10 protein-coding genes are annotated in these 11,868 nt (G+C 62.2%); 1 reads left to right on the forward strand and 9 read right to left on the reverse strand.

Translation table 11 applies throughout. From position 1 onward, the window contains the following. Positions 1–37: 37 nt before the first annotated feature. From fis to ppa, 7 genes are all read right to left on the reverse strand, one after another. Positions 38–373, reverse strand: a complete 336-nt coding sequence (fis, locus tag B5495_RS00845; protein WP_079550506.1) for a DNA-binding transcriptional regulator Fis — start codon at positions 371–373, stop codon at positions 38–40. Beyond that, the gene (gene dusB, locus B5495_RS00850; RefSeq protein ID WP_079550508.1) at positions 370–1,407 is read right to left on the reverse strand and encodes a tRNA dihydrouridine synthase DusB; all 1,038 of its coding nucleotides are present in this window, start codon (positions 1,405–1,407) and stop codon (positions 370–372) included. The genes fis and dusB overlap by 4 nt, the downstream gene beginning before the upstream one ends. 17 nt (positions 1,408–1,424) lie before the next feature. After that, positions 1,425–2,348, reverse strand: coding sequence for a 50S ribosomal protein L11 methyltransferase (gene prmA, locus B5495_RS00855; protein WP_079550509.1), 924 nt, complete (start codon positions 2,346–2,348; stop codon positions 1,425–1,427). Between the two features lie 113 nt (positions 2,349–2,461). Next, a complete protein-coding gene (gene accC / locus B5495_RS00860) occupies positions 2,462–3,802 on the reverse strand; it encodes an acetyl-CoA carboxylase biotin carboxylase subunit (RefSeq protein WP_079550511.1) in 1,341 nt (446 codons plus the stop codon). A gap of 31 nt (positions 3,803–3,833) precedes the next feature. Beyond that, positions 3,834–4,301, reverse strand: a complete 468-nt coding sequence (gene accB / locus B5495_RS00865; RefSeq protein WP_079550513.1) for an acetyl-CoA carboxylase biotin carboxyl carrier protein — start codon at positions 4,299–4,301, stop codon at positions 3,834–3,836. A gap of 464 nt (positions 4,302–4,765) precedes the next feature. Next, positions 4,766–6,661, reverse strand: coding sequence for a protein-disulfide reductase DsbD (dsbD, locus tag B5495_RS00870; protein WP_079554835.1), 1,896 nt, complete (start codon positions 6,659–6,661; stop codon positions 4,766–4,768). A gap of 338 nt (positions 6,662–6,999) precedes the next feature. Next, a complete protein-coding gene (ppa, locus tag B5495_RS00875; RefSeq protein WP_079550515.1) occupies positions 7,000–7,530 on the reverse strand; it encodes an inorganic diphosphatase in 531 nt (176 codons plus the stop codon). A gap of 336 nt (positions 7,531–7,866) precedes the next feature. Here ppa and B5495_RS00880 point away from each other — a divergent pair, with 336 nt between their 5' ends. Then, a complete protein-coding gene (locus B5495_RS00880; protein WP_079550517.1) occupies positions 7,867–9,582 on the forward strand; it encodes a bifunctional protein-serine/threonine kinase/phosphatase in 1,716 nt (571 codons plus the stop codon). Positions 9,583–9,786: 204 nt separating this feature from the next. On the opposite strand, the gene B5495_RS00885 is transcribed toward B5495_RS00880, so the two are convergent. Continuing rightward, entirely contained in the window at positions 9,787–11,046 is a 1,260-nt protein-coding gene (locus tag B5495_RS00885; protein ID WP_079550519.1) for a 6-phosphofructokinase, read from the reverse strand. A gap of 143 nt (positions 11,047–11,189) precedes the next feature. Continuing rightward, the gene (gene rnt / locus B5495_RS00890; RefSeq protein ID WP_079550521.1) at positions 11,190–11,858 is read right to left on the reverse strand and encodes a ribonuclease T; all 669 of its coding nucleotides are present in this window, start codon (positions 11,856–11,858) and stop codon (positions 11,190–11,192) included. Positions 11,859–11,868: the final 10 nt, after the last annotated feature.

Raw genomic sequence — 11,868 nt, forward strand, 5'->3', positions numbered from 1 at the left:
GTTTGCAATGAGTTCAAGAGGAAAACAACGACGCCCCTCAGGGGGCGTCGCTATCAATAAAGCCGTACGCTTTGAGTTTTTTGCGCAGGGTGCCGCGGTTAAGCCCCAATACCTTGGCGGCGCGGGTCTGGTTGCCGTTGGTGTATTCCATCACCGAGGCCAGCAGCGGGGTTTCCACCTCGGCCATGACCATGGCGTAAAGGTCGCTGGTTTCGCCGCCGTCGAGGTGTTCAAAATAGCGCCGCATGGAGGTTTCCACGGCTTCGCGCAGCGGCTGGGGCGGTGTATCCGGCGCTGCTGCGCGGGGCGGCGTCGAGTGAGCCAGGCCGGCGCTTGCGTGAGCGCCATGTGACATCAGATTGCGGTCAGTCATGCGGCATGGCTTCCTTTAGCTAACAGGCGCGCAGGGGCATCCGGCGCCATGGCATTGTTCATCCAGGCAAACTGCGCCGCCGGGGTGTCCAGCGCGTTGAACTGCTGCTTCAAAGTGCGCTGGAGCGCGGCGTCAAAGCGCGTATCCGCGGCGAGATACCAGCCCACATGCTTGCGCGCGATGCGCACACCCATGACCTCGCCGTAAAAAGCGTGCAGCGTGGCAAGATGTTCGCCGAGTACCTGATGGCGCTCGTCAAGCGTCGGCGGCGCCATATGAATGCCGTGGTCCAGATAGTGGCTGACCTGCTCGAAGATCCACGGGTTGCCCTGGGCACCGCGGCCGATCATCAGTGCGTCGGCCTGAGTATAGGCCAGAACGCGTGCGGCTTTCTCGGGACTGTCGATATCGCCGTTGGCAAACACCGGCAGCGACACCCGGGATTTCACTTCGGCGATGGTGTCGTATTCGGCCTCGCCGGCGTAGCGCTGCTGGCGGTGGCGGCCGTGCACGGCCAGCGCCTGAATGCCGGCATCCTCGGCAATTTTGGCCACGCGCACGGCGTTGTTGCTGTCGGCGCACCAGCCGGTGCGAATCTTGAGCGTGACGGGGACGTCCACCGCGGCGACTACGCCTGCGACGATCTCGGCGACCAGCCGTTCATCGCGTAGAAGCGCCGAGCCGGCAGCCTTGCGGCAGACTTTTTTCGCCGGGCAGCCCATGTTGATATCGATCACCTCGGCGCCCAGTTCGGCGTTCAGGCGCGCGGCTTCGGCGAGCATCTCGGCGTCGCCGCCGGCAATCTGCACCACCCGGGGAGCGGGCTCGCCGCGATGATCCATGCGCTGCCGGGATTTGCGTGTATGCCACAGGCTGGGGTCGGCCGTGACCATTTCACCCACCACCCAGCCGGCCCCCAGCCGCCGGCATAGCTGACGAAAAGGGCGATCGGTAACGCCCGCCATCGGCGCGAGTATCACGCGGTTGGGTAGCGTATAAGGGCCGATGGAAACAGCCGATGATGGTGGTGTCATAGCGTTAATCCGGGCGTTTAATTCGGGCGTGTGCCGGTCAGGCGAACCCAGCCTTCGCGAATTTCCGGCTCATCGATGATAAGCCCTTGAACCTCATAGGCCGCGCTAACATCGTCGGCCTGATTGGCGAGAATACCGGATAGCGCAATGCGCCCGCCCGGTGCCACGTGGCCGGCAATGGTGGCGGCAAGCTCGATCAGCGGGCCGGCCAGAATATTGGCGGTGACGATGGGGTAGCGCTGGTCAGGCAGCTGTTCGGCGAGCTGTTCAGGGTAGTACAGCGCCAGATCGGCGTCAGCAACGGCGTTACGCTCGGCGTTGTCGCGGCTGGCCTGCAGCGCCTGAGGGTCGATGTCGGTGCCCACGGCGTGGCTCGCCCCCAGCTTCAGCGCGGCGATGGCCAGAATGCCCGAACCGCAGCCCACGTCGAGCACGCGGGTGCCGGCCAGCTCGCCGTCTACCGCCAGCGCATCCAGCCAGGCCAGGCACAGCGCGGTGGTGGGGTGTGTGCCGGTACCAAAGGCCAGCCCCGGGTCGAGCATTAGGTTGACGGCATCAGAAGCTGGCGGAGTATGCCAGCTGGGCACGATCCACAGCCGCTGGCCCATTTGCAGCGGCTCAAAGCTGTCCATCCATTCGCGTTCCCAGTCGCGGTCGGCCAGCAGCTCGTATTCGATCTCGGGGCAGGGTTCGCCGGGAAAATGCTCGGCCCAGGTGGCGTGAATCCGCTCCAGCATTTCGCCCACGCCTTCCAGGTCATCATAGAGGCCGGTCAGCACGGTATCCTGCCACAGCGGCGTGGTGCCGCGCTCGGGCTCGAATACGGGGTCGTCTTCGGCGTCCTGCAGGCCAATGGCCGTCGCCCCTTCGTCAAGCAACAGCTCTTCCAGCTGTTCGGCCTGTTCGGGAGCCACATGGGCCTTGAGTTGTAGCCAGGGCATGGCGTTCTCCGCACGGCGGGGAAAAGGACGGGGTGGCGCTGGCCACCCCGTATCAGGTTGAGTATGACAAGTAGGGCTCGTCAGTGATCCGCGTCAGCCGTCGGCGGTAGCGGTCAAGACTCGAGCTTTTTTTCCAGATAGTGGATAGTGACGCCGCCCTGGCGGAAGTAGCTATCGCGTACCAGATCCTTGTGCAGATCAATATTGGTCTTGATACCTTCGACCAGCAGCTCGTCCAGCGCGTTGCGCATGCGCGTCAGGGCGATGTCGCGGTCTTCTCCCCAGGTGATCAGCTTGCCGATCAGCGAGTCGTAGTGGGGCGGCACGGTGTAGCCGGTGTAGAGGTGCGAATCCATGCGCACGCCCAGCCCGCCCGGCGGATGATACAGCGTGATCTTGCCCGGCGAGGGCATGAAGGTGCGGGCGTCTTCGGCGTTGATGCGGCACTCAAAGGAATGGCCGTTGATTTTGACGTCGTCCTGGGTGATCGACAGCGGCATGCCGGCGGCGATGCGTAGCTGTTCCTTGACGATATCCACGCCGGTGACCATTTCCGTCACCGGGTGCTCGACCTGCACGCGGGTGTTCATCTCGATAAAGAAAAACTCGCCGTCTTCGTAGAGAAACTCGAAGGTACCCGCGCCGCGGTAGTTGATGTCGATACAGGCGTCGCGGCAGGCGGTGAGCACCTTCTCCCGGGCGGCGGGATCGATACCCGGCGCCGGGGCTTCTTCCAGCACTTTCTGGTGGCGGCGCTGCAGCGAGCAGTCGCGATCAAAAAGGTGAATGGCGTTGCCCTGACCGTCGGCCAGTACCTGCACCTCAACGTGGCGCGGTTTTTCCAGGAATTTTTCCATGTAAACCGTGCCGTCACCAAACGCCGCGCTGGCTTCGGTGCGGGTGATGCTGATGGCCGAAAGCAGCGAGCCTTCGCTGTGCACCACGCGCATGCCGCGCCCGCCGCCGCCGGAGGCGGCCTTGATGATAACCGGATAGCCGATGCGCCGCGCGGTGGCCAGGTTGGCGTCGCCGTCGTCGCCCAGCGGGCCGTTGGAGCCGGGCACAGTGGGTACGCCGGCTTCTTTCATGGCCCGGATGGCGCTGACCTTGTCGCCCATCAGGCGAATGGTGTCAGCGCGCGGGCCGATGAATTTGAAGCCCGAGCGTTCCACCTGTTCGGCAAAGTCGGCGTTTTCCGAAAGAAAGCCGTAGCCGGGATGAATGGCGCTTGCATCGGTGACTTCAGCCGCGCTGATCAGCGCGGGAATATGCAGATACGACTGTGCCGAGGAAGCCGGGCCAATACATACGGCCTCGTCGGCGAGACGTACATGCATCAGCTCGCGGTCGGCCTTGGAGTGCACAGCGACCGTTTTGATGCCCAGCTCTTTGCACGCGCGCAAAATACGCAGGGCAATTTCGCCGCGATTGGCGATCAGTACCTTGTCCAGCATGGGAGAGTCCACCCGTGTCAAAAATGAAAGATCAGGCGATCACGATCATGGGCTGATCGAATTCCACCGGTTCGCCGTCTTCCACCAGAATGGCTTCCACCACGCCGTCGCGGTCGGCTTCGATCTGGTTCATCATCTTCATGGCTTCAACGATGCACACGGTATCGCCTTTTTTCACCGTGTCGCCGACGTCAGAGAAGGGCTTGGCGCCGGGCGCCGGGCTGCGGTAAAACGTGCCGACCATGGGCGAGTTGACGGCTTCGCCGCGGTAGGTAGGCGCGGCTGGGGCTTCCGGCGCGGGGCTGGCATGGCCCGGCGCGGCGGGATCGGGCGCCTGCTGCTGGGGCGGCGCATACTGCGGCATCGGCTGCGGCGCATAGGCGCTGCCGTTCGGGTGGCGGCTGATGCGTACCGACTCTTCGCCTTCCTGAATCTCGATCTCGCTGATATTGGATTCTTCCAACAGCTCGATCAGTTTTTTGACTTTGCGAATATCCATGAGAGAACCCCATCCTCAATGAAAGTGAAAAACAGCAAAAATAAAAGCGCTGAAAGTGATAGCCGTGACAGCCCGGCTCGTCGACGTAACGGCAGCGTTTAAGTAGCAGCTCCGCATTGGCAGCAGTCGCGGCGGTAGCGCTTAAACGGCGCAGCACGTGTGGTGAAAAAGCGCGTTGATCTTGCCTTTGGTAGCGTCGCTTTTTGTCGCAGTAAACCAGACTAAAAATAAAAGAGAACGCGGCACGTTAGCGAACGTTACAGCTTTATCAATGCCCAGTGCTGCGTATTCAGGCCGACGTGAAGGCGAAGTTTGCCGAAAAAAAGACCTGATGTCTAGCAAAGCAAAGGCGTGTCCAGATATGACTGCCGTAAACGAACGTTTGACGACGTTGGCGTCATGGGCGCGTCAAAATGCCGGCAAGGTCATGGGAAAAATGACCTTGCCGGCAGCGCGGCGGTAGATTAACCGGCCTGACCGTTCAGCCATTGCCCCAGACGCTCAAGGTGCGCGCTGAACTGCTGGGCATCCACTTCGCCCTGAATGCGTGCCTGGGAGATTTCTTCGCCTCCGGCAAAAAACAGCAGGCTGGGCGGACCAAACAGGTCGTAGTTTTGCAGCAGCTCGCGGGTGTCATCGTCGGTCTCGGTGACGTCGGCCTGAATCAGCGCATAGCCGGAAAGTGCCTTGGCGACGCGCGGATCGGGGTACACCTCGCGCTCCATTATCTTGCAGGAAATGCACCATTCGGCGGTAAAGTCGACAAACGCCGGTTTTCCCTGAGTGCTGGCGCGCTCAAGCTCGGCTTCAAGCCCGGTCAGGGTATCGACCCGGGTAAACTCGGGCGTTGCCACCGCCGCTGCGCCGCCGTTGCCAGCGTGCTGCAGGTTTTGCAGCGGGCGCAGTGGATTACCGTTGCCCTGAGCGGCCCCGAGCAGCAGGGCAATGCCCCAGGCGAGCAGCAAAACGCCCAGCGCCTGACGCGCTCGCGCCCAGCCCTGCGGCTGGTTGAACTGCAGTGCGCCCAGCGTCAGCGCGGTACCCACGGCCAGCGCGGCCCACAGCATCAGTGCCAGTGGGGCGCTTACCAAGCGTTCAATCATCCAGATGGCAACGCCCAGCAGCAGTAGGCCAAAGGCAATCTTGACGCCGTTCATCCACGCACCGGAGCGTGGCAGCAGCGTGGCCCCAAAAGTGCCCACCAAAAGTAGCGGCACCCCCATGCCCAGCCCCAGCGCAAACAGCACCATGCCGCCCAGCACGCCGTCGCCGGTGGACGAGATGAACACCATGGCGCCGGCCAGCGGCGCGGTCACGCAGGGCGATACCACGAGTACCGACAGCGCACCGGCCACGGCCAGCCCCAGCGGGCCGCTTTGCTGGGCGCGAGCTTGCCAGGCGTCCACTTTGGTTGCGATACGCGGCGAGAGGCGCAGCTCAAAGGCACCAAACATGGCCAGCGCAAACAGCGTGAACAGCACGGCAAAGGTAATCAGCACCGGCGCTGACTGCAGGTGTGCCTGCAGGTTAAGCCCGGCGCCGAACAGCCCCATCAGCACGCCGACCAGCGCGTAGGTCAGCGCCATGCCCAGCACGTAGCTCGTCGAGAGCACGAAGGCGCGCGGGCGCGTCGGATTCTGGCCGACGATGATCGACGACATGATCGGCAGCATAGGCAGTACGCAGGGGGTGAAGGTAAGCCCGAGCCCGGCGAGGAAGAAAAGCCCCAGCGCCAGCGGCAGGCTGGCCTCGTTGAGCAGGCTGGCAAAGCGGTGATCTTCGCTTTGGGGGCCGCTAAAGTCGGCAGCGGCCGCGCTGTTCTCTTGCTGTTTCTGGTCGGGGCCGTTGCTGGGCGAAGCTGCGGACGCCTCGGATGCGGTGGCCGCCGTTTGTTCACCGGCAAAGGCGGCGGGGGCCCGGGTTTCGCCGGCTTCAAGCGTCATGCGCTCGGGTGGATAGCAAAGCCCGGCATCGGCACAGCCCTGAAACGTCAGCTCAAGCGTAAACGGACCGGCGTGGGGCGCTTCCAGCGGCACCTCGAATACCACGCTATCGCGGAACGTGTAGACATCGCCGAGAAACTCATCGGTGGTGAAGGTGCCGGGGGGGATTTTCGGTTCGCCCAGGCTGACGTCCGGCGTCTGGCTTTCTACGGCGAACTGGTGGCGGTAGAGGTAGTACTCCTCGGCGGCCTTGACGCCGATATACAGCGTGTCGCCGTTGTGCCAGGCGCTGGGCTGAAACGCCTCGCGCACGGGCAGAAAATCACTCTGATCGTCAGAAAACCACTGTGCCTGAGCGCTGCTGAACGGTACGGCAAGCAGTAACACGGCCAATAGCCACAAGGCCAGTAGCGACAAGGCATCATGGCGCGAGAGCGCGGTCAGACGGGCAGGCAAGTGAACATGAAACAACACGGGATATCCTTCTTGCTGAAAAGCAGCTGGGCAGAAAAACGCGACCGGAACGGGAGTACGCTATATGGACAGCGGGGCGCGGGATAGATTCTGTGTATCAGGTGCGCCCATCTGTCGCGGCTGCGCCGGCGGTGGGATAGAAGCACCTTCATGGAATGTTAATCGTTGCCGGAAACGCCAGCGGGCTGCCCGAAGGCAGCCCGCTGGTGGTGTGATCATCGTTGTGCGTTAACGAGAGTGCGTTAACGATAACCATGGCACGGCAATGTTATCTGGCGCCATCAGGCTTTCTGGTAGGCGGCAGCGGATTTTTCAATCGCCTTGCGCGCAGCGTCGGCGCCTTCCCAGGATTCCACTTTCACCCATTTGCCTTTTTCCAGATCCTTGTAGTTTTCAAAGAAGTGGGCAATCTGCTGGCGCAGCAGCTCGGGCAGGTCGGTGACTTCCTCGATGCCGTCGTAAAGCGAGGACAGCTTGGCGTGGGGCACGCAGACCAGCTTGGCATCTTCGCCGGCTTCGTCGGTCATGTTAAGGACGCCAACCGGGCGGGCACGGATGATGCTGCCGGGCGTGACCGGGTGCGGCGTGACGACCAGCGCGTCCAGCGCATCGCCGTCGTCGGCCAGGGTGTGCGGAATGAAGCCGTAGTTGGCCGGATAGAACATTGGCGTAGCCATGAAACGATCCACCATCAGCGCGCCCATGTCTTCGTTGATCTCGTACTTGATCGGCGCGTGATTTGCCGGAATCTCGATGGCCACGTAAATATCGTTGGGCAGGTCCTTACCGGCGGGGATGTTAGCAAAGTTCATCGTTGGATCCTTGGGGCTTGTGCGTGTTGCAACGCGTCAGGGCATGATAGCGCTGACCGGTGCCGAACGTAATGGCGTTAAATTATACGAACATGGCGTAAGGATTACCAATGCGACATAGGGCGAGTCTATAAATAGGCCGGTTATGTAAAGAAGCGTATGTCAGGAACAGTGAGCCCCGGCGAAAAGTCCAACCGGCGCTGAGCGCATTTGGCAAGCCTTCTTTGTATGCAATAAGTCGCATAGTGGTATACAGCTTGCGGCGTGTATGATTCCTGGTTGTTTATGCATACCCCACAATAACCTCGGCCCGCCCGACGAGGTTGGGAGGAGAACGTGGCGCACGCACAGTTGCTTATCAGTTACGGCCAGGCGTTGGTGGCGCCTAACCGGGGCCAGCAGCGCAGCTCGATGTCGGTTAGGCTGCCCGAACAGCCGGTAATTCAGGCCAAGGGTGGCTGTGCGATTATCAGCGATTCAATCTCGCGCAACGCGCTGGCCAAGCAGGCGGGGGATTTGAGCGTACGCGCTTTTCTCGCGGATTATTTTGCCACGCCCGACCACTGGAACGTGAAAAAATCGGCCACGCGGGTGCTGAGTGCGCTGAACGGCTGGTGCTACGGCCAGAGCCGCCAGCTGGATGCCGGCAGCTTTGTCGCGTCGATGTCGGCGATGATCTTTCGCCGGCAAAGCGCGCATCTGTTTCATCTGGGGGATACGCTGGTGTTCCGCCTGCGCGGCGCGGAGTTCGAGCAGCTCAGCTGCGACCACGTGACTGACCTCGGCGGCTACCGCTATCCGTCAAGGGCGCTGGGGCTGGATAACAGTGTAGATATCGATTACGCCGAAATCCCGCTCAAGCAGGGCGATATTTTTCTGTTCACCACCCAGGCGGTGCGCGGCACGCTGTTGCCCTCTGACTATGTGCGTCTTATTCGTCAGGATGCCAGTGACCTTCACGCCGCCTGCGACCGACTGGCTGGCGAAGCCACCACGCGCGCCCAGCAGCGCGGCTACGCCGTGGATCAGTTCTGCTTTCAGCTGGTGCGCATCGATGAGCTGCCCGAGGTGCAAAGCGACGAGCCCAGCCAGCTTTACGGCAGCCTGCCGATTCCTCCGGAACTTGCTTCGGGTGATCGGCTTGACGGCCTGGAAGTGATTGATGTGCTCGCGCGCACCGCGCAGTCACGGGTCTATCGCGTGCGTGACGTGCATTCCGGGGCCGAGCGGGTGATGAAAGCGCCAAGCCCGGAGCTTTCGCTGCGCAATGCCTATCTGGAGCATTTTTTGCTGCAGCAGTGGGTGGTAGAGCACGTCAAATCGCCGTTTGTAGTGCGCGGGGTCGCGCCGTCTCGTCCGCGCCACTATCTTTACTATCTGCTGGAAAGCGTACGCGGTGAGACTCTGCGCGAGTGGGCAGCGCGTCACCCGCAGGCAACGCTTGGGCAACGTCTGGAAATGGCCGGCCAGCTGGGCAAGGCGGTACAGGCGTTGCATCACCACGAGGTGCTGCATCAGCAGATCAATCCGGATACCGTACTGGTCGATGAGCACGGCAAGCTGGTGCTGACCGATTTTAGTGCCTGCCACCTGCGCGACGCCGATGGCCATCGCCAGTCCGGCGAGATACTGCGCCCGATCGGTTTTACGCCGCATACGGCGCCGGAATACGCGCTGGGTGACGGTGTGGGACAGCGCAGCGACCAGTACGGGTTTGCCTCTACGGTCTATTGGCTGTTAACCGGCCAGCTGCCGTACCGGCTGACGCCGGATACGCTGCGCAATCATACCGATCTGGAAGCACTCAGCTACCGCAGTGCCCGCAGCGCCAACCCGGAAATCACCCCGGCGCTGGACGACATCCTGCGCCGCGCGCTCGACCCTCAGCGCGCGCTGCGCTTTCGGCGCATGTCAGAGCTTTTGCACGCGTTACGCAAGCGACAGGGTCTTTCGCCGCCGGACGCCGCACAGCGCGCCGACGCCCGGCGCTTCTGGCAGGGCGTGGCGGGTATTCTGCTACTGTTGCTGGTGCTGTCCTGGGTACTGCGGTAGGGCCGATACAACCTGGGGATGCCGTCGCGCGTGGGGTGTGGCAATGCACGGGTTTTGTAGGAGGCCGGCTTTGCCGGGCGAAGCGGGCCAGAGGCCCGCCGGGGTTGCTGTTGGATGTCGGTCGCGCAGCGGAGCTGCCCTCCTACAACCTCTTGATGTAGCAAGCTTTTCGCAGGAGGCCGGCTTTGCCTTTAGAGGGTAACTTCAGAGCGTAAACACGGGCAGGCGCTTTTCCACCTTGACCAGCTTCAGCTTGGCGACCTTGGGCAGGCCGTTTTCAAACGGCGGGAAATCCTCGCCCTGGATCAGCGGGGACAGATAGTCGCGGCAGATGGGAGTGATGCCGAAGCCGTCTTCGCTGATAAAGTCGCGCGGCATGAACTTTTCCTGATTGGCGATATCAACCAGCGGCGCAGAAATCACGTCCCACTGGTAGGGCGCCTGCGACGTGCGGCGAATCGCCGGCATCATCGAGTTCTTGCCGGCCAGCGCGAGCGTTACCGCTTCGCGGCCCACGGCGTACGCCTGTTCGACATCGGTTTTTGATGCCAGATGGCGTGCAGCACGCTGCAGGTAGTCGGCCACGGCCCAGTGATACTTGTAGCCCAGATCCTGCTTGACCATGCCCGCAAGCGTCGGCGCCACGCCGCCCAGCTGGCGGTGGCCAAAGGCATCGGTGTTGCCGGCATCGGCGAGAAAGGTGCCGTCTTCGTAGCGTGCGCCTTCCGAGACCACAATCACGCAGTAGCCGTAGTGCTTGACGCTGTATTCCACCCTGGCCATGACCGCTTCGCGGTCAAAGGCGATTTCGGGGAAGATGATCAGGTGCGGCGGCTCGCCTTCGCCCTGGCCGGCAAGCCCGCCGGCGGCGGCAATCCAGCCGGCGTGGCGGCCCATGACTTCAAGCACGAACACCTTGGTCGAGGTGGCGCACATCGAGGCGATATCCAGCGAAGCCTCGAGGGTTGAGGTGGCAATGTATTTGGCCACGCTGCCAAAGCCCGGCGAGTTGTCGGTAATCGGCAGGTCGTTGTCCACGGTTTTGGGCACGTGGATGGCGGTCAGCGGATAGCCGAGCTTCTCGGACAGCTGGGAGACTTTCAGGCAGGTATCGGCGCTGTCGCCGCCGCCGTTGTAAAAGAAGTAGCGGATATCGTGCGCTTTGAAAACTTCGATCAGGCGCTCGTACTGGGCGCGGTGAGTGTCGATATCCTTGAGCTTGTAGCGGCAGGAGCCGAACGCGCCGCCCGGCGTGTGGCGCAGCGCGGCAACCGTCTCGTCGCTTTCATGGCTGGCGTCGATCAAATCTTCGGTAAGCGCCCCGATAATGCCGTTATGACCGGCGTATACCTTGCCGATGTGTTCCGGCGCTTCACGGCAGGCTTCGATAACGCCGCAGGCGCTGGCGTTGATGACGGCGGTGACGCCTCCGGACTGAGCGTAAAAAGCGTTGTGCTGGGCCATGGAAACGGTGTGACTCCTGAAAAACGGGACGTAAAAAAACGCCGAGGACGGCAAGCCCCCTCGGGTGTGATTACATTAACGGTGACGAATTCTAGCGCAAAGCGCCGGCGGCTGCATCTGCCTCGCCGCCGGGCGGTAGGGTATTAGCCGGGGCTGTCCATATCCTGTTCACGCTGGGCAAGCTGCCAGCCGCCGAGGTCCTTGTAGCGGTTGACCATGGAGCAGAACAGCTCGGCGGTGCGCTCGGTATCGTAGCGCGCCGAGTGTGCTTCCTTGTTGTCAAACTCGATACCGGCCGCGCGGCAGGCGCGGGCGAGTACCGTCTGGCCGTAGACCAGCCCGGCAAGCGAGGCGGTATCAAAGCTTGAGAACGGGTGAAACGGGTTGCGTTTGATATCGCAGCGGTTGGCCGCCGCGTTCAAAAAGCCGTGATCAAAGGCGGCGTTATGGCCGACCAGAATAGCGCGGGTGCAGCCGTGGGCCTTGAGGGCCTTGCGGATAGGGCGAAAAATCTCGCCCAGCGCCTGCTGTTCATCCAGCGCGACCTGCTGGCGCAGCGGATCATCCAGATTGATGCCGGTAAAATCCAGCGCTGCCTGCTCAATATTGGCGCCTTCAAAGGGGCGAACATGATAAGAGTAGGTGGCATCGGGCAGCAGGTTGCCGTCCGGGTCCATGGTCAGCGTGACGGCCGCAATTTCCAGCAGCGCATCGCCATTGGCGTTAAAGCCGCCGGTTTCCAGATCGATCACGACCGGCAAATAACTACGAAAACGCCGGGCCATCAAATCGCGGGCAATTGCCTCGCTCATGCTGCTCTCC

The organism is Vreelandella subglaciescola, from assembly GCF_900142895.1.
Lineage (GTDB): Bacteria > Pseudomonadota > Gammaproteobacteria > Pseudomonadales > Halomonadaceae > Vreelandella > Vreelandella subglaciescola.